This window comes from Blautia liquoris, assembly GCF_015159595.1.
Lineage (GTDB): Bacteria > Bacillota > Clostridia > Lachnospirales > Lachnospiraceae > Novisyntrophococcus > Novisyntrophococcus liquoris.
In genome coordinates, this window is sequence record NZ_CP063304.1 from 849,200 (window position 1) to 876,032 (window position 26,833).

Annotated in this window: 20 protein-coding genes, 1 tRNA gene and 1 pseudogene; all 22 read left to right on the forward strand. The window is 44.0% G+C overall.

What is annotated here, in order from left to right:
- Window positions 1-13: 13 nt before the first annotated feature.
- On the forward strand, window positions 14-979 hold the full coding sequence (locus tag INP51_RS03900) for a glycosyltransferase family 2 protein (RefSeq protein WP_193736422.1): 966 nt from the start codon (window positions 14-16) through the stop codon (window positions 977-979).
- Between the two features lie 106 nt (window positions 980-1,085).
- A complete protein-coding gene (locus INP51_RS03905; protein ID WP_193736423.1) occupies window positions 1,086-2,492 on the forward strand; it encodes an undecaprenyl-phosphate glucose phosphotransferase in 1,407 nt (468 codons plus the stop codon).
- Between the two features lie 58 nt (window positions 2,493-2,550).
- Complete coding sequence (locus INP51_RS03910) at window positions 2,551-3,747, forward strand: LCP family protein (protein WP_193736424.1); 1,197 nt, start codon at window positions 2,551-2,553, stop codon at window positions 3,745-3,747.
- Between the two features lie 3 nt (window positions 3,748-3,750).
- Window positions 3,751-4,677, forward strand: a complete 927-nt coding sequence (locus tag INP51_RS03915; RefSeq protein WP_193736425.1) for a glycosyltransferase family 2 protein — start codon at window positions 3,751-3,753, stop codon at window positions 4,675-4,677.
- Window positions 4,678-4,681: 4 nt separating this feature from the next.
- A complete protein-coding gene (glmS, locus tag INP51_RS03920) occupies window positions 4,682-6,508 on the forward strand; it encodes a glutamine--fructose-6-phosphate transaminase (isomerizing) (RefSeq protein WP_193736426.1) in 1,827 nt (608 codons plus the stop codon).
- 192 nt (window positions 6,509-6,700) lie between these two features.
- Window positions 6,701-8,314: a S1C family serine protease gene (locus INP51_RS03925; RefSeq protein WP_193736427.1), complete on the forward strand. Its 1,614-nt coding sequence runs from the start codon at window positions 6,701-6,703 to the stop codon at window positions 8,312-8,314.
- Window positions 8,315-8,506: 192 nt separating this feature from the next.
- A complete protein-coding gene (gene clpX / locus INP51_RS03930) occupies window positions 8,507-9,949 on the forward strand; it encodes an ATP-dependent Clp protease ATP-binding subunit ClpX (protein ID WP_193736428.1) in 1,443 nt (480 codons plus the stop codon).
- Between the two features lie 29 nt (window positions 9,950-9,978).
- Complete coding sequence (locus tag INP51_RS03935; RefSeq protein ID WP_193736429.1) at window positions 9,979-10,494, forward strand: zinc ribbon domain-containing protein; 516 nt, start codon at window positions 9,979-9,981, stop codon at window positions 10,492-10,494.
- Window positions 10,495-10,503: 9 nt separating this feature from the next.
- Window positions 10,504-10,968, forward strand: a complete 465-nt coding sequence (locus INP51_RS03940; RefSeq protein WP_193736430.1) for a signal peptidase II — start codon at window positions 10,504-10,506, stop codon at window positions 10,966-10,968.
- Window positions 10,969-10,982: 14 nt separating this feature from the next.
- Entirely contained in the window at window positions 10,983-11,855 is an 873-nt protein-coding gene (locus tag INP51_RS03945) for a DUF368 domain-containing protein (protein WP_230406875.1), read from the forward strand.
- 216 nt (window positions 11,856-12,071) lie between these two features.
- A tRNA-Leu gene (locus INP51_RS03950) sits at window positions 12,072-12,155 on the forward strand.
- Window positions 12,156-12,347: 192 nt separating this feature from the next.
- Window positions 12,348-13,433, forward strand: a complete 1,086-nt coding sequence (locus INP51_RS03955) for a carbamoyl phosphate synthase small subunit (RefSeq protein WP_193736431.1) — start codon at window positions 12,348-12,350, stop codon at window positions 13,431-13,433.
- Window positions 13,426-16,623 (forward strand): carbamoyl-phosphate synthase large subunit, encoded by a 3,198-nt coding sequence (gene carB, locus INP51_RS03960; protein ID WP_193736432.1) that lies wholly within the window; start codon window positions 13,426-13,428, stop codon window positions 16,621-16,623. Before INP51_RS03955 ends, carB begins: the two co-directional genes overlap by 8 nt.
- A 113-nt stretch (window positions 16,624-16,736) precedes the next feature.
- Window positions 16,737-17,639, forward strand: a complete 903-nt coding sequence (locus INP51_RS03965; protein ID WP_193736433.1) for an undecaprenyl-diphosphate phosphatase — start codon at window positions 16,737-16,739, stop codon at window positions 17,637-17,639.
- Window positions 17,639-18,406 carry a DUF6062 family protein gene (locus tag INP51_RS03970; protein WP_193736434.1) on the forward strand — a complete coding sequence of 256 codons (768 nt, stop codon included), beginning with the start codon at window positions 17,639-17,641 and terminating at the stop codon, window positions 18,404-18,406. The genes INP51_RS03965 and INP51_RS03970 overlap by 1 nt, the downstream gene beginning before the upstream one ends.
- 172 nt (window positions 18,407-18,578) lie before the next feature.
- On the forward strand, window positions 18,579-21,209 hold the full coding sequence (gene ppdK, locus INP51_RS03975) for a pyruvate, phosphate dikinase (protein ID WP_193736435.1): 2,631 nt from the start codon (window positions 18,579-18,581) through the stop codon (window positions 21,207-21,209).
- Window positions 21,210-21,346: 137 nt separating this feature from the next.
- A pseudogene (locus tag INP51_RS03980) lies at window positions 21,347-21,526 on the forward strand (ABC transporter ATP-binding protein); the annotation flags it as partial.
- 172 nt (window positions 21,527-21,698) lie between these two features.
- Window positions 21,699-21,887, forward strand: a complete 189-nt coding sequence (locus tag INP51_RS03985; RefSeq protein ID WP_193736436.1) for a helix-turn-helix domain-containing protein — start codon at window positions 21,699-21,701, stop codon at window positions 21,885-21,887.
- Window positions 21,888-21,903: 16 nt separating this feature from the next.
- A complete protein-coding gene (locus tag INP51_RS03990) occupies window positions 21,904-22,578 on the forward strand; it encodes a response regulator transcription factor (protein WP_193736437.1) in 675 nt (224 codons plus the stop codon).
- Complete coding sequence (locus INP51_RS03995; protein ID WP_193736438.1) at window positions 22,571-23,965, forward strand: sensor histidine kinase; 1,395 nt, start codon at window positions 22,571-22,573, stop codon at window positions 23,963-23,965. Before INP51_RS03990 ends, INP51_RS03995 begins: the two co-directional genes overlap by 8 nt.
- A gap of 156 nt (window positions 23,966-24,121) precedes the next feature.
- Window positions 24,122-25,471: an ABC transporter permease gene (locus INP51_RS04000; protein WP_193736439.1), complete on the forward strand. Its 1,350-nt coding sequence runs from the start codon at window positions 24,122-24,124 to the stop codon at window positions 25,469-25,471.
- Between the two features lie 11 nt (window positions 25,472-25,482).
- A complete protein-coding gene (locus INP51_RS04005) occupies window positions 25,483-26,829 on the forward strand; it encodes an ABC transporter permease (RefSeq protein ID WP_193736440.1) in 1,347 nt (448 codons plus the stop codon).
- Window positions 26,830-26,833 lie beyond the last annotated feature (4 nt).

Below are 26,833 nucleotides of genomic sequence, written 5' to 3' on the forward strand. Positions count from 1 at the left end.
AAGGAGACTTAGTATGAATGAAGTATCCGTTGTGATACCAAACTATAATGGAATCGATTATCTTAAGACCTGTCTGAACTCTGTGCTGGATCAGAGCTATACGGATGCCGCCGTCATTGTGGTGGATAACGGTTCTACAGATGGAAGTCAGGAGCTGATTCTTTCGGCATATCCGCAGATCCGGCTGATATCACTGTCTAAGAACACTGGATTTTGTCATGCCGTGAATGTGGGAATACAGGCAGTGGACAGCACTTATGTCATCCTGCTCAATAATGACACCGAGGTGGAGCATGATTTTGTGAAGAATCTGCTTTTGGGAATCAAAAGACATAAGAAGGCTTTTTCTTGTGCCGCCAGGATGATCTCATACCACGACAGAGATAAACTTGACGATGCCGGAAACTTCTATAATGCGTTTGGGTGGGCATTTGCCAGAGGCAGGGGAAAAAGTGTTTCGCTGTACAAGAAAGAAGACCAGATTTTCGCATCCTGCGGCGGAGCTGCGATCTACCAAAAGGAGATTATAGAAGAAATCGGATCTTTTGATGAGGAACACTTTGCTTATCTTGAGGATATTGATATCGGATACCGTGCCCGTATTCTGGGATATCAGAACTGGTATATACCGGATGCACAGGTCTGGCATATCGGCAGCGGCACCAGCGGTTCTCAGTACAATCGTTTCAAAATCAGGTATTCTTCAAGAAATAACATCTACATGATATACAAGAATATGCCCTTATTGCAGATCCTTGTCAATCTTCCTTTTCTGTTAGTCGGTTTCCTCTTGAAAATCCTTTTTTTTGCCGGGAAAGGGTATGCAAAAGAGTATCTTGCCGGTATAAAGAATGGATTTTCCCTATCTTTTACGGCGAAAAAGAGAGGTAAAAAAGTAAAGTACCAACAACAAAATTTCAGACATTATCTGAGAATCCAGTGGGAGCTTTGGATAAATATATTCCGAAGGCTGGCATAGGACAGTCTGCATTTTTTTATTGCTCTTTTTTGTGATTTGTTGTATAGTAATTCTATTGGTTACGAAGTAGCATAGTATTTTGAATTTGAAAGGCGTAAATCGTATCATGATTAAGGATAATCAGAGGTACTTTAACCGGCTCCATGTAGTGATTGACGGATGTGTGATTGCTTTTAATTACTGGATGGCATGGGTGCTGAAATTTAAAACCCCGATATTGGGTGCGGCAAAGGGCGGAGCACTGCCCTTTGCCGAGTATATGGAGCTTTTGATCCTGATTGTACCTTTGTTTTTGATTTTGTATTATGGATTTAGTCTGTATACGCCAAAACGGGTACAGGGCAGACGTCTGGAGTTTGCGAATATCATCAAGGCAAATACTCTTGGGATTATGATTCTGATTCTCGTTTTGTATATGCTAAAAGAGATTCATATTGCCCGGTCGGTATTGTGGATTTTCTATCTGCTGAACTGCTTTTTTGAGACGCTTGTCCGAAATCTGATCCGCATGACTTTGAAAAAGATGCGGAAGATGGGGTATAATCAGAAACATATATTGTTAGTCGGCTATAGCCGTGCGGCAGAACAGTACATCGACCGTATCATAGGGAATCCCGAATGGGGATATACCGTGAGAGGAATTCTGGATGATCATGTGGAAGCCGGAACAACCTATAAGGGAGTCAAGGTCTTAGGCCGAATTGCCAACTTGATGGTCATCCTGCCGGAGAACCGGCTCGATGAGATCGCCATCACTTTAGGGCTGAATGAATATCACCGTCTGGAGAAGATTGTGGCGATGTGTGAGAAGTCCGGTGTACACACGAAGTTTATTCCGGATTATCATAATATTATACCGACAAGGCCTTATACCGAAGATCTGATCGGACTTCCGGTGATTAATATCCGATATGTACCGCTTACAAACACATTCAATGCGATGTGCAAGCGGATTATGGATATTGTCGGTTCGATTGTGGCGATTATTCTCTTCTCGCCGGTGATGTCGATTGCGGCGATTGGTATCAAGCTGACATCACCTGGTCCGCTGATCTATAAACAGACCCGCGTCGGACTGCATAACAGAAGTTTTGAGATGTATAAATTTCGTTCTATGGAGATACAGCCCGCCGGCGAAGAGAAGAAAGCGTGGACAGTGAGAGATGATCCGCGCGTCACGAAGATAGGGAAATTTATGAGGAAGACAAGTATAGATGAGCTTCCTCAACTCTTTAATGTTTTGAAAGGCAACATGAGTCTGGTAGGGCCAAGACCGGAAAGACCATTTTATGTAGAAAAATTCAGGGAAGAGATCCCTAGATATATGGTGAAACATCAGGTGCGTCCCGGTATGACCGGATGGGCACAGGTCAATGGTTACCGCGGGGACACTTCGATCAAAAAGAGGATTGACTATGATCTTTATTATATTGAGAACTGGAGCTTAGGACTGGATGTCAAGATTTTACTCCTGACGATATTCCGGGGCTTTGTAAATAAAAACGCATATTAAGACGTTGGGGTATAAAGTTTCTTCCCCACGATACCAAAGAAGTACGAGGACAAAAAACATGTCAAAAAAAAAGGTCAACAAAAAAAGCAAGGCATATAAGCGGCGCAGACGAAGAAGAGTGGTTTTTGGACTGGAACTTGTGGTGCTGCTGATTTTGGGTGCTGCCCTTTTCGGCTTTGCTTACTTTAACTCAAAGCTTGACAAGATGCAGGATGGCAAACTGGATTTCAGTAAGATCGGTGTGAACAAGGATGTACAAAAGGCCGACAAGAACCAGAAGACCGGTACAGAACTTATCGCTCTGGCCGGACTGGACACGCGGGATAATTCTCTCGGTGCCGGAAGCAGAAGCGATACAATGATGATAGCCTGTGTCAATCATGATGAGAAGACAATCCGGCTGGTGTCTCTTTACCGTGACACCTGGCTAAACGTATTCGCAAGAGATGGCGGGGACAAGTTCACTAAGTGCAATGCTGCTTATGAGATTGGCGGTCCCGAGCAGATGATCACGATGATGAACAAGAATCTGGATCTTGATATCACAGATTATGCAACGGTGGACTTTAAAGCACTCTCAACGGCAATCGAAGATCTCGGAGGTCTTGATATTGATCTGACTCGAGCAGAGATTGTACATGTGAATAACTATAACAAAGAGACTTCTAAGGTTTCGGGTGTTCCATATAAGGAGATAGAGCTTCCGAGCAAATCGGAACTTGACGGTGCCCAGACCAAGACTTTTCATCTGAACGGTACACAGTCTGTGTCCTATGCCCGAATCCGAAAGGGAGATGGAGCAGACTTTCGAAGAGCCGCCCGTCAGCGTCTTGTCTTGAGTAAACTGATGGACAAGGCAAAAGGCGCAAGTCTGCCACAGCTGAACTCTTTGATGGATTCTATCTTTCCGCTGGTGAAGACTTCTCTTACGAAGCAGGAGATTATCAAGCTTGGCCAAGCACTTCTCACCTATAATTTGGACATGGAGAATGGACAGCTTGGATTCCCGATCGACCATATGTGGGGCGAGCCTGTAAAAAAGGCTATGAATGGCAACGACTGTGTTGTTCCCGTCACTTTAGAGACGAATGTAGAGAAATTACATGACTTTATCTATCCAGGGATAAACTATGAGCCGTCGGCTGAGGTAAAAGAATATAGTGATCATATCATAAAGGAAAGTGGATACGGCGAGAACGATATCCCGAAAACTTCTGAAAATGGTGCACTTCCAGTGAGTCCGGAGAGTAATTAAACAATGAGATCATATAAAGTAGATGTTTTAATACCGACATATAAACCTGATAAGGATTTTGCAAAGCTGCTGCGCCAATTAGCGCAGCAGTCTTATCATATAAGGAATATAATAATTGTAAATACCGATGAAAGGTACTGGAATCCCGGGTGGGAAGATATCAGAGAGCGCATATTTGTGTCCCATATTACACCAGAGGAATTTGACCATGGCGGCACGAGAAGGCTGCTGGCACAGTCTACGGATGCGGATATCATGGTATACATGACTCAGGATGCTATTCCGGCCGATGATCGTCTGATCGAGAAACTGGTCGAATGCTTTGCTATGCCCCGGATCAAGGCTGTCTATGCGAGGCAGCTTCCGAAAGACGGATGCAGTACGCTGGAGCGTTATACGAGAGCTTATAACTACCCATCTGAATCTGATATTAAAGACAAGGATGATCTTTCAAAGTTCGGAATCAAGACATTTTTCTGCTCCAATGTCTGTGCGGCATATGAGAGAAAAACTTATGAAAAATTAGGCGGTTTCGTGGAGAAGGCTGTCTTTAACGAAGACATGATCTACGGAGCCAGGCTGATTCAAGATGGGTATGCGATCGCCTACGCTGCAGATGCGAAGGTTTACCATTCACATAACTATTCCTGCATCAGGCAGTTCCAGAGAAATTTCGATCTGGGTGTTTCCCAGTCTGATCATCCGGAGATCTTCTCGAAATATCCCTCTGAGGGGGAGGGCTTTCGTCTCGTGAAGAAGACTGCTTCTCATGTGATACAGATTCATAAGCCATGGCTGCTTTTTCAGCTTGCAGCCATAAGTGGGGCAAAATATATGGGGTATTTTTTCGGCAAACATTACCGTGCCCTGCCCAACTGGTTGATCTTGCGATTTACGATGAATAAAAACTATTGGAAGGAAGGGGTATAGAGGTATGTGTGGTATTGTTGGATATATAGGTGAGAAACAGGCGGCGCCAATTCTCTTGGATGGCTTGTCGAAATTGGAATATCGGGGATATGATTCAGCGGGAATTGCCGTCTTTGATGGAGAAGCGATTCATATGACAAAATCGACCGGACGCTTGAAAGTGTTGGAGGATCTCACACATGGCGGTGCTCTGCTTTATGGAACTGCAGGAATTGGTCACACAAGATGGGCCACTCACGGGGAACCCACGGATGCGAATGCACATCCTCAGATCAACAAAGACGGATCCATCGCAGTGGTTCACAATGGAATTATAGAGAACTATATCAAATTAAAGAAGAAGCTTGAAAAAAAAGGTTACGAATTCCGTTCACAGACAGATACAGAAGTCATAGCCCATATGCTCGATTATTACTATACCGGAGATCCTATCGAAACGATCGCGAAGATCATGCATCGCATGGAGGGCTCTTATGCTCTGGGAATCATGTTTCAGGATCACCCCGGCGAAATTTATGCAGTGCGAAAAGACAGTCCACTGATTGTGGCTGAAAGTGACCAGGGTAATTTCATGGCTTCCGATGCACCGGCAATATTGAAATACACACGTAAGGTTTATTTTATTGAGAATGAAGAAATCGTCAGGCTTGGCAGGGATTCGCTGAACTTCTACAACATCGATGAGGAGGAGCTGACAAAAGAACCCACTATGATCGAATGGGATATCAAAGCTGCGGAAAAAGGCGGATATGATCACTTTATGCTAAAAGAGATCTATGAACAGCCAAAAGCCGTCTCAGATACTCTGATCCCTCGTCTGAAAGATAAAGATATCATCATCGATGAACTTGGCATGACAGATGAAGAGATTAAGAGGATCCGAAAGATCTATATCATTGCCTGTGGATCTGCATATCATACAGGGGTCACCGCCAAGTATGTGTTTGAAGGACTTGCCAGGATTCCCGTCGAGGTTGACCTTGCTTCTGAATTTCGTTATCGGAATCCGATCTTTGAACCGGATACATTTGCCATTATTGTCAGTCAGTCCGGTGAAACTGCGGATTCTCTCGCAGCACTCCGCGAGGCGAAAGCGCATCATATCAAGACACTTGGAATTGTCAATGTTGTGGGAAGCTCGATCGCAAGGGAGGCAGATAACGTGATGTATACCTGGGCCGGCCCGGAAATCGCTGTGGCTACGACGAAAGCATACAGCACGCAGCTGATCGCACAGTATCTTCTGGCACTGAAGTTTGCAAAAGTGAGAGAAACCATTGATGAAACTACATTTTCATCGATGATTGATTCCTTAAAACAGCTTCCAGAGCAGATCTCTTTCCTTTTAAGCCATAAGGAAAATGTTCAGAAATTTGCGAATCGATATCTGGCTTCCGATCATGTATTTTTCATCGGCAGGGGTATTGACTATGCGATCTCTTTGGAGGGATCTTTAAAATTAAAGGAGATATCCTATATTCATTCGGAGGCTTATGCGGCAGGAGAACTAAAGCACGGAACAATATCACTGATCGAGGACGGAAGACTGGTTGTAGCAGTTCTCACGCAGCCGGATCTGTATAAAAAGACGATCAGCAATATTTTGGAGGTAAAGACAAGGGGAGCGTTTGTCATGGCGGTGACAACCGTGGGCAATACACAAGTGGAAAAAGTCGCAGATTACTGCATCTATATTCCTGAGACGAATCCATATTTTACCAATTCTCTGGCTGTGATTCCGCTTCAGCTTTTTGGTTATTACGTTGCTCTCGGAAAAGGGCTGGATGTTGACAAACCTCGTAATCTGGCAAAGTCAGTCACTGTGGAATAAAAATATTTGTTCTTTTCACGATTTTTTAAAATGTTTTTCACATATTAAACACATATTTCACGTATTATAAGACTTGTAAGATACAAGGATAAGAAATTATACACACGAAGTGCAAAACAGCCTGTGTATCGTGATATGTATGATACTTTAGATAAAGTCTTTTTAATAGATCAAGAAGAGAGGTAAAGGATTATGAGTGACGAGTATAATAACAGTGAAAAAGATAATCTGAATCAGGATAATCTGAATCAAGAGAATCTGAATCAGGAGAATACGAACGGCAATACAGATACGAATGATACGGATTCCACCTATAGTTGGGTGAATCCAAAGATCAGCGGCAGCGCAGGGAAAAGTGAAACTGCAAATGATGATATGGCAAAGTATGCTTCCGAAGATGTGGGCGGTGCCGCATCTGACAATAATCAGAGGGAATATTATCATATTAATAAACCAAAGCAGCCGGAACATAATGAAAAGAGTCCGGATAAGAAATCAAAAAAAGCAAAGAAGGCAGAGCATATGACTTCGAATGGTAACAGAAAACCAAATACAGGGAAACGCTGGGCGACGAATATATCTATGGCGCTGGTATTTGGACTTGTGGCCGGTTCCGTGATGTATGGGGTCAATTATGTAGGCGGCCGCATAAACGGCACCGATTCACAGCAGACGATTCAAAATACCGCAGTGGCGACGGAGAAGTCAGATGGAGTAACAACCACTTCCTCCACTACAAAGCAGGGCACATTTACCGTGGCAGAGGTTGCCAACAGTGCAATGCCTTCCATGGTTGCCATCTCCACAGAGACTGTAGAGAATATACAAAGTTTCTTTGGAACCTATTCTCAGACTGTTCCGGCCAGTGGCAGTGGTGTGATCGTAGGAAAAAATGACAAGGAGCTTTTGATTGCAACAAACAATCACGTTGTAAAGGGCGCACAGAAGGTATCTGTGGCATTTATCGATGACAATGCAGTGGAAGCCCAGATTAAAGGAACAGATACCGACAATGATCTGGCGGTTGTGGCCGTAAAGCTTTCAGATGTTCCGGAGGAGACGAAGAGCGAGATTAAGGTGGCTTCGCTTGGCAATTCCGATGAGCTGCAGATCGGTGAAAGTGTGGTTGCCATCGGAAATGCACTTGGCTATGGTCAGTCTGTGACTAACGGTATTGTCAGTGCGAAAGAGCGCACTGTTCAGGCACAAGACGATGCGGGAAATCCGGAAGAGTCTCAGGGACTGATCCAGACAAATGCAGCGATTAATCCGGGCAACAGCGGCGGTGCACTGCTGAACATGAAGGGCGAACTGATCGGTATCAATGAAGCAAAATACTCGGATACCAGCGTTGAAGGTATGGGATTTGCAATTCCGCTTTCAAAAGCTGAGCCAATCTTAAAAGACCTTATGAATATGCAGACTCGTGACAAAGTCGATGAGAACAACGCCTCCTATCTGGGAATCACAGGAACGGATGTCAGTGCCGATGCCAATCAGGCATATGGAGTTCCGGTTGGAGTTGTGGTGCAGGATGTTGAAGAAAATGGACCTGCGGACAAAGCCGGCATTAAGAGCAAAGATGTAATCGTAGGTTTTGATGACAGAAAGATCACCTCGATGGCCGATCTGTTGTCTGCACTTGAATATTATGGAAAAGGCGAAAAAGTCGAAGTCAAGATTAAGAGAATGGGTGAAGGAGACTACAAAGAGCAAAAAGTCACCGTGACACTCGGAGCAAAATCCGACCAGAAACAGACAACACAAAATCCCCAGACCCAGCAGGTAAATCCATTTGGAAGATAAACAGATAAGCGCAGAGTTTTATCTCTCTGTGGCTGTGAGAATAAAAGACAGGTTTTATCAGGCCCTGTCTTTTATTATATATATAGGTTGCACACTCAAACCGTTTCAGATATAATAAACTTACCGGAAGGAATACAAGCGGATTTTCAAAAGCCGAAGTGTGACTGATCGGAAGGAAAGAGAGGATAGTATATGTCAGAGGACAAGGATAAGATAAACCTGCCCGCGGATGAAGATCCAAAGGCCGAAGAGACTGACAGTGATCATAAAAAAGACGACGAATATGAAGAAGTCTGCTTTATGTGCAGGCGGCCGGAGAGTAAAGCAGGAAAGATGTTCGAGCTTCCCGGAAATATTCATATTTGCTCCGATTGCATGCAGAAGAGTTTTGATACCATGAATAATGGGAACATGAACTATAGCGACCTGCTAAGTCAACTGCCTCCGAATGTCAGTATGATTGATTTAAGTTCTATCCAAAAGCAGGTTCCGCCTAGGCAGCGTCCGAAGAAGAAAAGCCAAGACAAGACAAAGGAGACAAAGAAACAGTTTTCTATGGAGAATATTCCGGCTCCGCACAGACTGAAGGAGATGCTGGATGACTATGTGATCGGACAGGAATATGCGAAAAAAGTGATGTCGGTTGCAGTTTATAATCATTATAAACGTGTTTTCTCTTCCCGGGAAGACGGAGTTGAGATTGAGAAATCAAATATGCTTATGATCGGGCCTACAGGTTCCGGCAAGACTTATCTGGTTCAGACACTGGCAAAACTTCTGGATGTGCCGCTGGCGCTTACAGACGCAACATCTCTTACGGAGGCTGGTTATATCGGAGATGATATCGAAAGTGTTGTCAGCAAACTTCTTGCGGCGGCCGACAATGATGTAGAACGCGCAGAACATGGAATTATCTTTATCGATGAGATTGATAAAATTGCAAAGAAGAAAAATACGAATCAGCGAGACGTGAGCGGTGAAGCTGTTCAGCAGGGTATGCTAAAACTGCTTGAGGGCAGTGATGTTGAGGTTCCGGTTGGAGCTAATTCGAAAAATGCCATGGTTCCGCTTGAGACAGTAAATACGAGGAATATTCTCTTTATCTGTGGCGGAGCATTTCCGGATCTGACAGATATCATCAAGGAAAGGCTGACCAAGACATCATCGGTAGGATTTCAGGCAGATCTGAAGGATAAGTATGACGATGAACCGAATCTGGTATCAAAGGTTACAACCGATGATTTGAGAAATTATGGAATGATTCCAGAATTCATCGGACGTCTCCCAATTATATTCACCTTAGATGCACTCTCGGAGGATATGATGGTTGAGATCTTACATGAACCGAAAAATGCAATATTAAAGCAGTATAAGAAACTGCTTTCCATGGACGAGGTAAAGCTGACTTTCAGTGAGGATGCACTTCATGCGATTGCAAAAAAGGCGATGGAAAGACATACGGGTGCCAGAGCATTGCGCTCGATTATAGAGGATTTTATGTTGGATATCATGTATGAAATACCAAAAGATGACAGTATTGGAGAGGTTGTTATTACAAAAGAATATATAGAACGCACAGGCGGCCCGCGTATTGTTCTTCGGGGACAAGAAGTCCCGAAGATTGGGATGCAATAATTCAGGTGATTGTTAGAAAGGAGTACATTATGGCAAATGATTTTTTCAGCCATCTGGGCAAAACATTGACAGATACCGCAAAAAATGTCGGAGAGAAGACAGATGAGTTTATTTCGGTGCAGAAACTGCGCAGTCAGCAGTCTTCTCTTGAAAGTAAGATAAATAAAGACTATAAGCTGATCGGCGAGCTTGTATACCAAAAGTATGTGAATGGAGAGCCATACAGCGAAGATCTTGCGGCTCTTTGCAGAGAAATCATGCAAACCCAGAGCGACATTACAGATCTGAAAGATAAAATTGCAGATCGAAAAGGACAGACGATCTGCCCGGTCTGCGGAGCGGCTGTTCCAAAAGATGCCGATTACTGTATGAAATGCGGTTCCCCGATTCCGATGCAGGATGCGGAATACGCCCACTATGAAGAGGCTTTTTCCGAGGAGCCGGATGAAAAAGAGGAATCAGCCGACACCACTTTCGATGAAAAAAGCGATGCCGGCGAAGTGAAATTAGATGACAAGGCAGAAGAAACCGGCAAAGAAGAGTAAGAGGTTCTTATGGTTTACATTGCAGTTCTTTTCGGCGTATTCTTTGGAGACCTGATCATCAAGAGGCAGGCGGAACAAAAGATTGGGATGGGGGAAGAATACCCCATTTTGAATGGAAGATTCATCATTCGTAAACTTCATAATGATGGGCTTGCTTTCGGCAGACTCTCGGATTACCCCAGACTGATAAAGTGGGGAAATCTGGGAATGCTGGGAAGCATAAGCCTTTATTTTATCTGGCTTTTGATGCATCCCGGGCAGCGGCTGAAAAAGGTAGGTCTTGGTATGGTGATTGGCGGAGGTCTTTCCAATGAGGCTGACCGCATAAACGCAGGTTATGTAACTGATTATGTCAGCATACAGAGCCGTTTTGAAAAAATCAGGAGAATTGTGTTTAATATATCAGATTTCTTCATTTTTATTGGAAGTATCCTATACATACTTGGAAGCTTTAAAAGAAATACGGGAAAATAGAAGGAGAATGAGTTTTGAAAGATAATAAAAAAGGTATTGTGACAGCAGTGAAGGGTCTGGTCGTAGGATCCACTATGATGGTGCCCGGAGTTTCAGGGGGATCCATGGCTATGATTCTGGGTGTTTATGACAGGCTGATTCACTCGGTCAGCTCCTTTTTCGAAGACATTCGGGAAAATATCAAGTTTCTTTTTACGTTTTGCATTCCGGCACTTTTTGGAATACTTTTATTTGCCAGACCGCTGGAATCACTGATCAATGCATATGAGAAACCTATGATGTTTTTCTTTATTGGTATTGTACTCGGAGGATGTCCCCTGATATTTAAAGAAGCGGGAATTCAAAAAGTCAGCTGGAGGGAAGTCATAAATCTGGCAATTGGAGCTATGATCGTGGTGGCGATATCCTTTCTCCCCGAGAACCTGTTTGCAGGTACGTCCGGCGGAATTGGAGGATTTATGGTTTTGTTTATTGGCGGAATTATCGTATCAATTGCTCTGATCCTGCCCGGAATCAGTGTAAGCTACATGCTTTTGGTTCTTGGCATCTATCAAGGTGTACTGCAGGCAGTAGGAAAGCTGGACATTCCCTATCTGCTTCCATTGGCGATCGGACTGATCGCCGGAATTATCTTCCTGACAAGGTTCCTTGAAATCGCCATGAAACGCTTTCCGAAACCGACCTATATGATTATTCTGGGATTTGTTCTCGGATCAGTTGGACAGGTATTTCCGGGAATGCCTACTGGGATTGAGATCTTGATCTGTCTTGTGCTTGGTGTTACTGGATTTGTTTTGATCTACTTTCTCTCAAAATTGGAAGAGCAAAAGACGAAAGAATCAGTGAATGAACCGAAGACTCCGAAGACCTCAGATGTTTCGTTTTGACTTTATAAGAGATAGGATATCTTCGTTTCGGTCGGTGCTGAACATTCATTGGATGTTCAGCACTGAACAAACATTCGAAATACATCCTAATCGGGTTGCTTTCTCATGTTTGTTCGGGTGAAAATGTCAGGATCAAGATAAAAAAAGATGTTGACTTTTATCTTGTATTCTGGTATTATACTTCTTGCGGGTACAAACACCCCAATATAATAATGAGCAGGAATGGCGGAATTGGCAGACGCGCAGGCTTCAGGTGCCTGTGGTAGCAATACTGTGAGGGTTCAAGTCCCTTTTCCTGCATCCTTTGAAATCACCGTATCTGCGGTGCTTTTTTTATACCTATATTTCTCCTAACAGATTTTGTTCGGATCAAATTAATATTTATCTTGCATTCACTCTGCGATGTATGATAGAATCTCAAAGATTAGTAGGATGTACGTACAAATCTATTTCCAACAATATTTCAGCCACAGAAAGGACGAAAGCAGAGACATGAAAACAAAAACATTTCTGATTTTGGAAGACGGACATATATTTTCCGGCATAGGAATAGGCTCCCCAAGGGAGGTGATCAGTGAGATTGTTTTCAACACATCGATGACGGGCTATCCGGAAATTCTGACGGATCCCTCGTATGCGGGCCAGGCGGTGTGTATGACGTATCCTCTGATTGGCAATTATGGTATCTGTTACGAGGATCGACAGTCGAATCAGGTATGGCCGGACGCATTGATTGCGAGGGAGTTTTCCAGAACTTTCAGTAACTTTCGATCGCAGGATTCGATTCAAAATTATCTAAAGAGTTATGATATCCCGGCAATTGAAGGAATTGATACACGGGCATTGGCGAAGGTCCTCCGGGAACATGGTACAATGAACGGCATGGTTACAACCAATTCTAATTATGATCTAAGTCAAATTATTCCCAAATTAAAAAAACATAAAAATCAATATCCAGTACGAAAAGTGACATGTTCCAAAAAACAAATTTTTGAGGGAACAGGTTTTAAAGTCGCGCTTATGGATTTTGGAGCAAAAAAGAATATTGTGGATTCACTTAGGCAACTAGGCTGTGAAGTGACGATTTATCCTGCATTTACAAAGGCCGAGGAGATTTTTTCGGATAAACCGGATGGGATTATACTCTCAAACGGTCCGGGGGATCCGAGAGAATATACCGATATTGTCCGAGAAGTAAGAAAGATATATGATTTTGATATACCTGTATTTGCAATCTGCCTTGGCCACCAGCTTATGGCACTGGCGGCAGGCCTTCGTGTGCGCAAGATGAAATACGGGCACAGGGGAGCTAATCATCCGGTCAGAAACCAGGATACAGGCCGTGTTTCTATCACATCTCAAAATCACGGGTATGTGGTGGATTCAGCCTCCATGGATGAGAGAATTGCGGTTCCCTCATACATCAATGTAAATGACAATAGTATAGAAGGATTGAAATATGTAGACCGAAATATAGTTACAGTCCAATTTCATCCGGAAGCGAGTCCGGGTCCGCAGGATACGAGGAACTTGTTCAACAGGTTTATAGAGATGATGGGAGGACATGTTTATGCCTAAGCAAAAGGATATAAAAAAAGTACTTGTCATTGGTTCCGGTCCGATTGTAATTGGCCAGGCGGCGGAATTCGATTATGCGGGAACGCAGGCCTGCCGATCTCTTCAGGAAGAGGGCGTTGAAGTTGTTTTACTGAATTCGAATCCGGCGACGATTATGACAGATGGAAGAATTGCCGACCACATATATATAGAACCCCTGACTCCTGAAGTGGTAGAGAAACTGATTATAAAAGAGAAACCGGACAGCATTCTTCCCACTCTCGGTGGACAGGCTGGTCTGAATCTGGCGATGGAGCTTGTGGAAAAGGGCATATTAAGAAAGCATCATGTACGACTGATCGGTACCACATCTCTTACAATCAAAAAGGCGGAGGATCGTCAGGAGTTTAAGGATACGATGGAGAAGATCAACGAACCAATCGCAGCGTCACTTGTGGTCCGGGATGTTGCATCCGGAATCCAATTTGCAAAGGAGACAGGATATCCGGTTGTACTTCGTCCGGCTTATACACTGGGAGGAAGCGGGGGCGGAATTGCAGAAAATGAAGAGCAATTGATCGAAATACTGACAAATGGATTGCGGCTCTCCCGTGTACATGAAGTTCTGGTGGAGCGTTGTATCTCAGGCTGGAAAGAGATTGAATATGAAGTGATGCGCGATGGGGCCGGAAATTGTATTACAGTTTGCAATATGGAGAATATTGATCCGGTAGGTGTGCACACCGGTGACAGTATCGTGGTGGCGCCCAGTCAGACGCTGGGGGACAAAGAATACCAGATGCTTCGAACTTCTGCGATGAATATCATCGAAGAGCTTCAGATTACGGGCGGATGTAACGTCCAGTATGCATTGAACCCTCAAAGCTTTGAATATTGTGTCATAGAGGTCAATCCAAGGGTGAGCCGCTCTTCGGCACTTGCATCAAAAGCTACGGGATATCCGATTGCAAGAGTGGCCGCTAAAATTGCTCTGGGCTATACCCTGGATGAAATCCCGAATATAATCACCCAGGTGACAAAGGCAAGTTTTGAGCCTGCACTGGATTACTGTGTGGTCAAGATGCCAAGACTTCCCTTTGATAAATTTACCAGTGCGAAGAGGAGGCTTACAACTCAGATGAAGGCAACCGGAGAAGTTATGAGTATCTGTGATAACTTTGAAGGCGCACTTATGAAGGCGATCCGATCGCTGGAGCAGCACGTGAATTCTTTGCTTTCCTATGATTTCTCGGCATTGACATCCGATGAAATGGAGAAGGCATTGCATACCGTGGATGACATGCGGATCTGGAGAATCGCCGAGGCGTTGAGAAAAGGAATATCTGTTGAAAAAATTTATGAAATCACTCAAATCGATCCCTGGTTTATCGATAAAATAGCAAAACTGGTGGAGATGGAGGATGGTCTTCGGACGCAGAGATTAGATGAAGAGTTACTGAGGGAGGCAAAAAGGCTGGAATTTCCGGATTCAGTGATTGCAGATCTTACAGGCAGAAGTGAAACTGAAATAAAGAAACTTCGCAGACAATATCAGATTCAGGCAGCCATAAAAATTGTCGATACCTGTGCGGCAGAATTCGATGCACAGACACCCTATTACTACTCTGTATATGGAAGTGAAGATGAGGCCGTACAAACTAGGGGTAAGAAAAAGGTACTGGTTCTCGGATCCGGGCCGATTCGTATCGGGCAGGGAATTGAGTTCGATTACTGCAGTGTACATGCCATCCGCTCCTTTCAGGAGACGGGATATGAGACGATAATCATCAACAACAATCCTGAAACGGTTAGTACAGATTTTGACATTGCAGATAAACTATATTTCGAACCTCTTACACCCGAAGATGTGGAAAATGTTGTAAACATTGAAAGGCCGGATGGTGCGGTTGTTCAGTTCGGCGGCCAGACAGCGATTAAACTTACCGAGTCGCTGATCAAGATGGGAGTGAAAATCTTAGGCACTGCGGCCTCTGATGTCGATGCCGCAGAGGATCGTGAACTTTTTGACAAGATTCTGGAAAAATGCAAAATTCCCCGTCCCGAAGGACGAACTGTATTCACCACCGAAGAGGCGAAAGAGGCAGCACATGTTCTGGGATATCCAGTTTTGGTGCGTCCCTCTTATGTCCTGGGAGGACAGGGAATGCAGATCGCCGTCCATGATGCAGATGTTGAACAATATATCGGAGTGATTAACCAGTTCGCACAGGAACACCCGATCCTTATAGACAAATATCTTCGGGGGACGGAACTTGAGGTTGACGCCGTTTGTGATGGGACAGACGTTCTGATTCCCGGGATTATGGAACATATCGAAAGGGCGGGGGTCCATTCCGGGGACAGCATCTCTGTATATCCGGCGAAAAGTATCAGTCAGAATACGAAGAAATTGATCGAAGAGTATACCAGACTTCTTGCACGTTCACTGCATGTGATTGGCCTGATCAATATTCAGTTTATCGCTGTCGGTGAAAAGGTATATGTCATAGAGGTGAATCCGCGTTCGTCCCGGACCGTGCCTTATATCAGCAAAGTAACTAAGATTCCGATCGTTGATCTTGCCGTCGCTGTGATAACAGGCAAAACGCTGCGGGAGATGGGGTATACCCCGGGACTTGTGCCGGATGCGAAATACTTCGCCATAAAGATGCCGGTGTTTTCTTTCGAAAAAATACGTGGAGCAGATATCGGCCTTGGTCCGGAGATGAAATCCACGGGAGAATGTTTGGGGATATCCGAAGATTTCCATGAGGCACTGTATAAGGCATTTCTCGGGGCAGGCATGTATCTTCCCAAATACAAAAAGATGATTATGACGGTTAAAGATGAGGATAAAGAAGATCTGGTGCCGATCGCCAGACGCTTCGAAGCACTGGGATACACCATCTATGCGACGAGAAGCACTGCAGACATTCTGCAGAAAAACGGCATTCAGGCTGCAAAAATCAATAAACTGGAAAACCCCTCACCGAATCTGATGGATCTGATTCTCGGACATGAGATAGATCTGATTATTGATACACCCAAAAGAGGATCAGAACATGCAAAGGACGGATTTTTGATCCGAAGAAATGCAATCGAGACGGGAGTTCATGTACTCACAACTCTTGACACTGCAAGAGCACTCGCAAGCAGCTTGGAAAATGCCGGAAAAAGAGAGCTGGAACTGATTGATTTATCTCGAAAATGAAACATGGGCTGTTCGATTTTCTGTGTGTCTGCTTGTTTTTCTACCGCAGATAGCATATAATTATGAGAAAGCAGCCCGAACAGGGTGACAAAAAATCGAAGTGAGGTCTAGACATGGTTTTAATCGAATGGTTAAAAGTGATCCTTTTAGGGATTGTGGAGGGGATCACAGAGTGGCTCCCTATCAGCAGTACCGGACATCTGATTTTAGTAAATGAATTTGTAAAACTTAACCAGAGTCCAAAGTTTATGGAAATGTTTAATGTTGTGATTCAGCTGGGAGCGATTCTTGCCGTTGTGGTAATCTACATTGAAAGGCTCTGGCCGTTTCATACGAAGAAAAAAGCTCCGGAGAAGCCGGTTTTTGCCAGTCCAAGTGATAATAAGGCACTTGCCGCATGCCAGAATTTTATGACAAAATACTTTTATATGGATAAGATAGTTCTCTGGCTTAAGATTGCGGTGGCGTGCCTGCCGGCGATGGTTGTCGGACTGCCGCTGGATGACTGGATGGAAGAGCATCTTCACAATTATTTTGTTGTCGCACTGATGCTGATTATCTATGGTGTATTATTCATTGTGATCGAAAACTATAATAAGAACAGGACACCGCGTATTCGCCGTGTGCGTGATATTACATTCAAAGATGCGCTGATGATTGGACTTTTCCAGGCACTGTCACTGGTTCCGGGAACTTCTCGTTCCGGCTCGACAATAATCGGGGGAATTTTAATTGGTACGTCCAGAGAGGCTGCAGCAGAGTTTACATTTTTCCTGGCCATCCCGGTTATGTTCGGTGCAAGTCTCATCAAACTTTTGAAGTTTGGACTGGCGTTTACAGGAACTGAGGCGGCAGTATTAATTGTCGGCATGGTTGTTGCCTTCCTGATCTCGGTGCTTGCGATTAAATTTCTGATGGGGTACATAAAGAAGCATGACTTTAAAGTATTTGGCTGGTATCGGATAGCACTGGGTGTGCTTGTACTTATGTACTTCGGCCTGAAAGCGAGGTTCTGATGAAAGAGACGGTTGCAACGATTCCTCTGATGGATGCCTTTTTGGCAAAGGACGAGTGCCCGTTCTGTTTTCTGGAAAGGGAAGCGGAACGGCATGCCATCTCCTTTATCATGGGATCGGCATATATGGAAGATGATATCCGGATGCAGACAGATAAGATTGGTTTCTGCCGTCATCACTATAAGATGATCTATGACTACGGAAACCGATTGGGAAGTGCACTGATATTAGATACGCATCTGAAGAAAATCAATCAGGAATTAAAGGAACAGATCGAGTCATTCAAACCAGGTAAAAAGCCATCCATCTTCGGACACAGGAGGACAGACGGGGAGCAGGAAACAGCAAAAGGAGCTCTTCCGACATGGATTGATGAAAAGACCACTTCCTGCTATGTCTGTGATCATTTTCAGAGCAACTATCAGAGGTATCTGGATACATTTTTTGATATGTACAAGAAAAATCCCGAATTTAAGAAAATATTTGAAAACAGCAAGGGCTTTTGCCTGCCTCATCTCGGGGATCTTGTAAAGAGAGCCCCAAACAAGCTGAATGAGAAACAGCAGCAGGAGTTTTATCCTGTCTTATTTCAGCTGATGCAGACGAATATGCAGCGCCTTCAGGAGGAAGTATCCTGGTTTGTGGATAAGAATGATTATCGGAACAAAGATGCCCACTGGGGTACATCGAGAGACAGCATACAAAGGGCAATGCAAAAACTGGCGGGAGGGTACCCGGCGGATCCCATATTTAAGCAGGATTCCTGATCATTTTCACGAAACAGGCAGCCCAATTTCTCTTGACTATAAATGTGATTATGATACAATGAATGTGTGCGCCAAAAAATGGCGTATATGTAAAAGTAGAGGGTATATTCTGGAAAAAACAGGAAATACTTTACTATAAAATTTCACATTACATTTAGGAGGAAAAGTAAATATGGCAAAATGGGTTTATATGTTTACTGAAGGTAATGCGTCTATGAGAAACCTGCTTGGTGGAAAGGGCGCTGGCCTTGCAGAAATGACAAACCTGGGACTTCCGGTTCCACAAGGGTTTACAATCACAACGGAAGCTTGCACGCAGTACTATGAAGACGGCGAGAAGATCAATGATGAGATCATGGGTCAGATCATGGAAGCAATCTCTAAGATGGAAGCAATCACAGGGAAGAAGTTCGCCGATAAGGAGAATCCGCTTCTGGTTTCTGTCCGTTCAGGAGCAAGAGCTTCTATGCCGGGTATGATGGATACCATCTTAAACCTCGGTTTAAATGAAGAAGTCGTAGAGATTCTAGGAGAAAAATCCGGAAATCCACGCTGGGCATGGGACTGCTATAGAAGATTTATTCAGATGTACTCCGATGTTGTCATGGAAGTCGGGAAAAAGTATTTTGAAGAACTGATCGACCAGATGAAAGAGAAAAAGGGAGTAAAGCAGGATGTTGAACTGACTGCCGATGACCTGAAAGAACTGGCCGGACAGTTTAAAGACGAGTACAAGAAAGTTCTGGGCGAAGAATTCCCGTCGGATCCAAAAGATCAGCTGGTTGGAGCAATCAAAGCAGTATTTCGTTCCTGGGATAACCCGAGGGCCAATGTTTACCGCCGTGACAATGACATCCCTTATTCATGGGGAACTGCAGTCAATGTTCAGATGATGGCATTTGGAAATATGGGCGATACATCAGGTACAGGTGTTGCATTTACACGTGACCCTGCTACCGGCGAGAAAAAACTCATGGGTGAATTCCTCATGAATGCACAAGGCGAAGATGTCGTTGCAGGTGTTCGTACGCCGAATAAGATTGACCATCTGAAAGATATTATGCCAGAAGTTTATGATCAGTTTGTAGATATCTGCCATACTCTGGAAGAACACTATAGAGATATGCAGGATATGGAGTTTACCATTGAAGATAAGAAACTTTATATGCTGCAGACTCGTAATGGAAAGAGAACGGCTCAGGCGGCTCTTAAAATTGCGTGTGACCTGGTAGACGAGAAAATGATTACAGAAAAGGAAGCTGTCTCGATGATTGATCCCAGAAATCTCGATACATTGCTTCATCCGCAGTTTGACGCAGCAGCACTGAAAACTGCCGTTCCGGTTGGAAGAGCACTTGGCGCATCACCGGGAGCTGCATGTGGTAAGATTGTGTTTACCGCAGAGGATGCAAAGGAATGGGCTGAAAGAGGAGAAAAGGTTGTTCTTGTGCGCCTTGAGACCTCTCCGGAAGATATCGAAGGAATGAAAGCTGCTCAGGGTATCCTGACAGTACGTGGCGGTATGACATCTCATGCAGCGGTTGTTGCACGTGGAATGGGTACCTGCTGTGTATCCGGCTGCGGGGATATCGCTATGGACGAGGCGAACAAGCAGTTTACGCTTGGCGGGAAAGTATATCATGAAGGAGATCCAATTTCACTTGACGGTTCTACCGGAAACATCTATGAAGGGATTATCCCCACAGTAGATGCCACAATTGCCGGAGAATTTGAAAGAATTATGTCTTGGGCAGATAAGTACAGAACGATGAAGGTTCGTACCAATGCCGATACACCAAGAGATGCGAAAAAAGCACGTGAGCTTGGCGCAGAGGGAATTGGACTTTGCCGTACGGAGCACATGTTCTTTGCAGGCGACAGGATCGAAGCTTTCCGCGAGATGATCTGCTCAGATACAGTGGAAGAAAGAGAAGCCGCACTTGATAAGATCCTTCCGGTACAGCAGAAAGATTTTGAGGAACTGTATGATGCATTGGAAGGAAATCCGGTTACAATCCGTCTGCTGGATCCGCCGCTCCATGAGTTTGTTCCCACAGATGAGGCGGATATCAAGAGACTGGCTGATGCCAAGGGCAAGACCGTTGATCAGATTAAGGTGATTATCAATTCTTTGCATGAATTTAACCCGATGATGGGCCATCGTGGATGCCGTCTTACAGTCACATATCCGGAAATCGGTGTGATGCAGACGAAAGCGATTATCCGCGCTGCAATCAATGAGAAGAAGAAACATCCGGACTGGACGATTTGCCCGGAGATCATGATTCCGCTGGTGGGGGATATCAAAGAGCTGAAATATGTCAAGAAGACAATTGTCGAGACTGCAGATGCCGAGATTAAAGCATCCGGAATTGACCTTGAGTATGAAGTGGGTACGATGATTGAAGTTCCAAGAGCTGCACTCACCGCCGATGAAATCGCAAAAGAAGCTGATTTCTTCTGCTTTGGAACAAACGATATGACACAGATGACCTTCGGATTCTCTCGTGATGATGCTGGAAAATTCCTGAATTCTTACTATGATGCGAAGATCTTTGAGAGTGATCCATTTGCAAAGCTTGACCAGAACGGTGTCGGCAAACTGATGGATATGGCTGTCAAACTGGGAAGACCAGCCAATCCGAATCTGCACATCGGAATCTGCGGCGAGCATGGCGGAGATCCAAGTTCCGTAGAGTTCTGCTATCAGCTCGGACTCGACTATGTATCCTGCTCCCCGTTCCGTGTACCGATCGCAAGACTGGCAGCGGCACAGGCTGCGATTAAAGAAAGCCTTTCGTAGAGCGAATGGTGGCTGTCCTAGGGGCAATCAATGGGAAGATTTAACCGTTGATGTCTATATCTAAAATGACGATAAGCGTATCATTAGAAATAGTGGTACGCTTATTTTTTGTCCCAATTTGCACATTTGAACCGTTTTCAGTTTCACCATGTAATTTTCTTATTATGGACGAACCAACAAATCATTTAGATGTTTATGCAAAAAAAGCGTTGCAGGTTGCTTTGTCTGAATTTGCAGGAACGGTAGTGTTAGTATCGCATGAGGAAGCATTTTATCATGACTGGACACAGAGGGTTATAAACATAGAAACAAAATAATAACTTTTGCATGATATTTGATAAAGAAAATATTGAATAGTAGTCTGTCAAATTAAAAAAACGGAGTTTTGGTGGCATAAACGGACAAGGCGGCAGGGAGAAATCTCTGCCACTATTGATATTGTTCGGCTGAGCGAGTATAATATATCTATTGAAAATTTGGAGGTCTGTTATGTTTGAATATATGACCGTACAGGAAGCAGCAAAACTATGGGAAATTTCCGAACGGCGAGTACAAAAATTATGTGAAGAAAATCGTCTTGAGGGAGTTGTTCGTCTTAGCCGAGTATGGCTTATTCCCAAAGACGCTAAAAAGCCTGCTGACGGGCGTTTAAGAGAATACCGAAAAAAGGAAAAATAAGAATTGAGGAAATAATATGTCTACAAAGATTTTAGTTATAGAAGATGAACTTAAAATGCAGGAGATATTAAAAGAGTTTCTTGTGGAGTACGGATATTCCATTGACTGTGCCTGTGACGGTCTGGACGGCCTTGCCATGTTCCGGCAGACGACCTACGCCCTGATTCTTTTAGATATTATGATGCCGAAAATAGATGGCTTTGCTGTTTTGGAGTTAATCCGCAAGGAATCCGATGTTCCTGTTATTCTGCTTACCGCATTGGAGGACGAAGAAAATCAGATTAAAGGATTTGACTTGCAAGCGGACGATTACATATCAAAGCCTTTTTCCATGAATCTGCTTATCAGGCGCGTGGAAGCCGTATTGCGCAGAAAACAGCCTTACCCGGTAAAAGAAGAAACCAAACATACTGTGGAGCATAAAAATGTTGTTTTAGATTTAGAAGCCTGTGAAGTCCGCATTTCAGGGAGAACGGTTCCTTTCACTTATAAAGAATACGAGTTAATAAAATTATTCATGGAAAACAAGAATCGTGTGTTTACCCGTGAGGAACTATTGAATCAGGTCTGGGGTTATGACTATTATGGTGACGGAAAAGTAGTCAACGGGCATATCAAGAATATTCGCAAAAAGATAGGTATGAATTTTATTACCACTGTGCGGGGAATGGGGTATAAAATTGATGGGTAAATTGATAAGCAGGATTAAAAACAGTTTAAGTACAAAAATATTTCTCGGCGTCATGAGTATTTTGATTACCGTGTGTCTGCTCATTTTCGGCAGTCTGCGTATACTCATGCCGAAAGCCTTTGAGAGTGAGCAAAGCGCGCAGTTTAGTACCAATCTGCATAAACTGGCAAATCAGCTTGAAACAATCGACATAGAGGATTTAGAATCATACATCACCTCCTTTGCCATAGAAAACCGTGCGAATGTCACCGTTTATGATGAAAACGAAACCGCTGTATCCTCCGTGAATATTGCCGAGGCAACAGATGGTTCTCCAGAAAAAAAGAGCAATAATAATGTTGTAGGAACTGTAACATTTCAAAATGAGGGGCGGGCATATTCTTTATCGGCGGATATTGCGGTAAGCACCGCAGAGCAACTTACAGGGACATTCATGCAGGTTTTCCCTTATATTTTAATCATTATCATTGTCATCTCCGCATTATCCGCGTTTCTATACTCCCGCATTTTGGCGAAGCCGATTGTGGATATCAGCCGTATATCCAAAAAAATGACGGCACTGGATATGACATGGCGGTGCGATATAAAGCGTTCGGATGAAATAGGCGTTTTAGCGGACAACTTAAACCGGATGGCAGCCAGCCTTGACAATGCCTTAACCGAACTAAGAACCACCAATGAAAAACTGCAAGAAGATATTGAGTGGGAACGGCGGCAGGAAAAACAGAGGAAAGACTTTTTTGCGGCCATTTCCCATGAACTCAAAACGCCTGTCGCTGTTCTGAAAGGTGAGTTGGAGGGAATGATATGCAATGTAGGGAAATTCAAAGACCGGGACACCTATTTGCAGGAGGCTTTTGAAACGGCGGAATCCATTGAAAAATTAGTCCGGGAGATTATGTCTTTGGCAAAGGTGAATATGGAGGAAATGAAGTTACACAAACAGGACATTCCTCTAAACGATATAGTAGCAGACTGCCTAAAGATACATGAAGACCTGGCTGCGGCAAAGCAGATTGCAATACAACAGGATTTTGAGGACGGCATATTATGCCGTGCCGATTACATGAACCTGAAAAAAGCCGTATCCAACATTATCGGAAACGCTGTCCACCATTCTCCTGAAAAAGCATCCATCGAGATAATCATACGAAAATCCGGCGGGAAGGGGATTTTGTCCGTAGAAAATTCCGGTGTTCATGTCCGGCAGGAAGAAACCCTAAGGGTTTTTGAACCGTTTTATCGGATCGATAAGTCAAGAAGCCGACATACGGGCGGCAGTGGCTTGGGGCTGTATATTGTCAAAAACATTTTGGATATGCACGGCTTCAGATATTCGCTGGAGAATACGGAAAAAGGCGTTAAGTTTACAATCGCTTTTTCCTGACCAGACCAGTAAATTGTAATGTTGGGAACTGCCCCTATGGGTGGTTCCTTTTTTTGTGGTTTTTGAAAATCGCACCTAAATCACACCTAAATCGCATTTATATGGCACTTTTTCGTTGTAGGATAAGCCTATCAATGATCAAGGAGGCAAAAATCCATGAATACACCAAAAAGGTCACTGTTATATGTAATACGAAAAAGAAGCCGGACAGGACTGCTGTTTGTCATATTGCTTGTGGTATCGACCCTTGTTTTGAGCGGCCTGTCCATTATGGACGCAGCGGGAGATTCTTCCGCTGAACTGCGGGAATCTACTGGGACGAGCTTTACGATGGAACGAAATCTGAGTACGGCAACCAGAAGCAACAGCGGCAACAACTTTGTATATCAACAGGAATACATAGCGGATGAAATGATTGAAAAAATATCAGACATTGACGGTATCAAAGGGTATAACGCAAAAATAGGAGGTTATCTTGAACTCCAGAACTTGGATGGGGATAGATTTGAAACGATTGTATACAACAAGTGGAATGAAGAAGATTTGAAATACGATATCGGAACATTTGGCTGCTTTAATACAGCCTATGATTCATTCTTTACCAGTAATCAATTTGAATTAAGTGAAGGTCGCCATATCGCCACAGATGATAAGCAGGTTATTCTTATTAGCGATGATTTGGCAGAAAAATATAACTTTAAAGTGGGAGATAAATTGAAACTCACTCTATCAGAAGAACAGGTTCAATTTGAAAAAAGATATGGAGTTTCTGATATTTCTGCAAATAGTGTTGACGTAGAAATTATTGGAATCTACAAGATCTTGGAGGAACAATCTGATAAAGAAACGTTAGGCCAGTACGAACTGTATGAGAATTATGTTTTCACAGATATGGCAACGTTTAAAGAGGTATTCTCAACATGGGCTGTGGCAGCAAAAGAAAATGAACAAGGGTATGAATCTGCTGATTTCTTTTTAACCGATCCAGCACAATTAGGCAGCATCATGTCAGAGGTTTCAAATATTTCCTCTATCAACTGGAATAATTTTACCCTTACCGCTAATGACGAGGTATTTCAACAGTCAGCCAGTTCCATGTCAAATGTAGAAAAGCTGATTACCACAATGATTATCGTTGTAGTAGTTATCGCTGCCGTCATCATTACCTTGATCCTCTCCATGTGGGTGCGAAGCCGTATGCGGGAAACAGGAATCCTGATGTCAACGGGTATTCCCAAATATAAAATTGTGGCGCAGTATGTGTTGGAAACGGTTTTGATTGCCATATTCGCCTTTGCCCTGTCCTATTTCACCAGCAACGCAATAGCCGGAAACTTAGGGCATATCATAGATTCTACCATCACCGCAGGAGATGTGCACATTGCGATAAGCAACTTTATCCTTGTCTTCTGTACAGGCATAGCGGTCATATTGGCGTCAATCGGAATATCCAGCATCCCGGTCATGCAGATGAATCCGAGAGAAATCTTATCGAAAATGAGTTAAAGGGGGAAATCATGAGCTTTATAAAACGTGCATTTTTACACACTACCAGAAAAATTGGAAAAAGCCTGCTGATATTCTTTGTGCTACTGATTATTTCCACCCTTGTCCTGACCTGCTTATCCGTATGCTCGGCGACCAACACGGCGGTGCTGAATGTCCGGGAGTCCCTGGGGGGCAGCTATACCCTGAATGCCAAAGGAACAGACGGGCAACTCACTAATTCCATTCTGGATCAGATTGCCCAGATAGACGGCGTGGAAAGAATTGATAATGCCCGTTCCGAATCCTATGCCGAATACAAAACGTCGGACGGCGTTTCCTTAGAGGTCAAAAAGGACGCGGCCTTTGACGATATGACAAAAGGCTTTGAACACGCGGGAAAATTGCAGAGCAACCTATACTCTGAAAAAGACGGGCTTTTCGTCAGTGAGGGTTTTGAACTGTTGGAGGGCAGGAATATTACAAAAGGCGATGAAAACGTCGCCCTGATCCATGAGGATTTTGCAAAGAGAAACGGACTGGACATAGGGGATACCTTTGTACTGGACTTGAACGGCGATATGGTGGAAATCCCCGATTATGTATCCACTCCGGTAGAGGTCGAGATTATCGGTATTTTCACGCATACCACGGAACAGGAAACGGCGCTGAACGTGTCCTATACGTTATATGAGAACACCGTATTCACAGACCCGGTGTCCTTTGCACAGCTTTTCGACGCCAGACGGGACACCTATTATTCCAATGCGGAAATCGTGGTAAACGACCCCGCAAGGCTCGACGCAATCGTTGCCGAAATGGAAACGATTGACGGTGTGGACTGGGATTCCTGCAACGTAACATACCATGACAAGGACTACCAAAACGCGAAAGAACCGCTGGAATCATTGGGAAATCTGGTTAGTATCAGCATTGTTATTATTATCATCGTCAGCGTAGCATTGCTTGCGTTGATATTGGCCTTATGGGTACGGAACCGCCTTCATGAAACAGGCGTGTTCATGTCGATGGGCCTCGGTAAATTCAATATCCTTTTACAGCACATCACGGAAATTATATTAGTGGCTGTCCTGGCCTTTGCCCTGTCATTTCCGGTTAGTTCGGTAATTGCACAAAAAGTAGGCGATACCCTGCTGGAACAAACAACGGCCTCAGTCACGGAAACGGTCAGTAATGAGAATGCGGATGAAGCGGGTAGCGCCGCATCCGGCCTAAGCAATTTGGAGGTGGAGGTTGCGCCTTTGCATCTCCTGATTGTGTACGGCATGGGAACATTGGTGATTATCCTGTCCGTGGCGATTGCCGCATTGCCTATCATGAAAATGAAACCGAAAGAAATACTATCTTCACTCAGCTAAGGAG

Coding starts and splice junctions, on each gene's coding strand:
- INP51_RS03900 (WP_193736422.1), top strand. CDS start 14: ATGAATGAAGTATCCGTTGTGATACCAAACTATAATGGAATCGATTAT.
- INP51_RS03905 (WP_193736423.1), top strand. CDS start 1,086: ATGATTAAGGATAATCAGAGGTACTTTAACCGGCTCCATGTAGTGATT.
- INP51_RS03910 (WP_193736424.1), top strand. CDS start 2,551: ATGTCAAAAAAAAAGGTCAACAAAAAAAGCAAGGCATATAAGCGGCGC.
- INP51_RS03915 (WP_193736425.1), top strand. CDS start 3,751: ATGAGATCATATAAAGTAGATGTTTTAATACCGACATATAAACCTGAT.
- glmS (WP_193736426.1), top strand. CDS start 4,682: ATGTGTGGTATTGTTGGATATATAGGTGAGAAACAGGCGGCGCCAATT.
- INP51_RS03925 (WP_193736427.1), top strand. CDS start 6,701: ATGAGTGACGAGTATAATAACAGTGAAAAAGATAATCTGAATCAGGAT.
- clpX (WP_193736428.1), top strand. CDS start 8,507: ATGTCAGAGGACAAGGATAAGATAAACCTGCCCGCGGATGAAGATCCA.
- INP51_RS03935 (WP_193736429.1), top strand. CDS start 9,979: ATGGCAAATGATTTTTTCAGCCATCTGGGCAAAACATTGACAGATACC.
- INP51_RS03940 (WP_193736430.1), top strand. CDS start 10,504: ATGGTTTACATTGCAGTTCTTTTCGGCGTATTCTTTGGAGACCTGATC.
- INP51_RS03955 (WP_193736431.1), top strand. CDS start 12,348: ATGAAAACAAAAACATTTCTGATTTTGGAAGACGGACATATATTTTCC.
- carB (WP_193736432.1), top strand. CDS start 13,426: ATGCCTAAGCAAAAGGATATAAAAAAAGTACTTGTCATTGGTTCCGGT.
- INP51_RS03965 (WP_193736433.1), top strand. CDS start 16,737: ATGGTTTTAATCGAATGGTTAAAAGTGATCCTTTTAGGGATTGTGGAG.
- INP51_RS03970 (WP_193736434.1), top strand. CDS start 17,639: ATGAAAGAGACGGTTGCAACGATTCCTCTGATGGATGCCTTTTTGGCA.
- ppdK (WP_193736435.1), top strand. CDS start 18,579: ATGGCAAAATGGGTTTATATGTTTACTGAAGGTAATGCGTCTATGAGA.
- INP51_RS03985 (WP_193736436.1), top strand. CDS start 21,699: ATGTTTGAATATATGACCGTACAGGAAGCAGCAAAACTATGGGAAATT.
- INP51_RS03990 (WP_193736437.1), top strand. CDS start 21,904: ATGTCTACAAAGATTTTAGTTATAGAAGATGAACTTAAAATGCAGGAG.
- INP51_RS03995 (WP_193736438.1), top strand. CDS start 22,571: ATGGGTAAATTGATAAGCAGGATTAAAAACAGTTTAAGTACAAAAATA.
- INP51_RS04000 (WP_193736439.1), top strand. CDS start 24,122: ATGAATACACCAAAAAGGTCACTGTTATATGTAATACGAAAAAGAAGC.
- INP51_RS04005 (WP_193736440.1), top strand. CDS start 25,483: ATGAGCTTTATAAAACGTGCATTTTTACACACTACCAGAAAAATTGGA.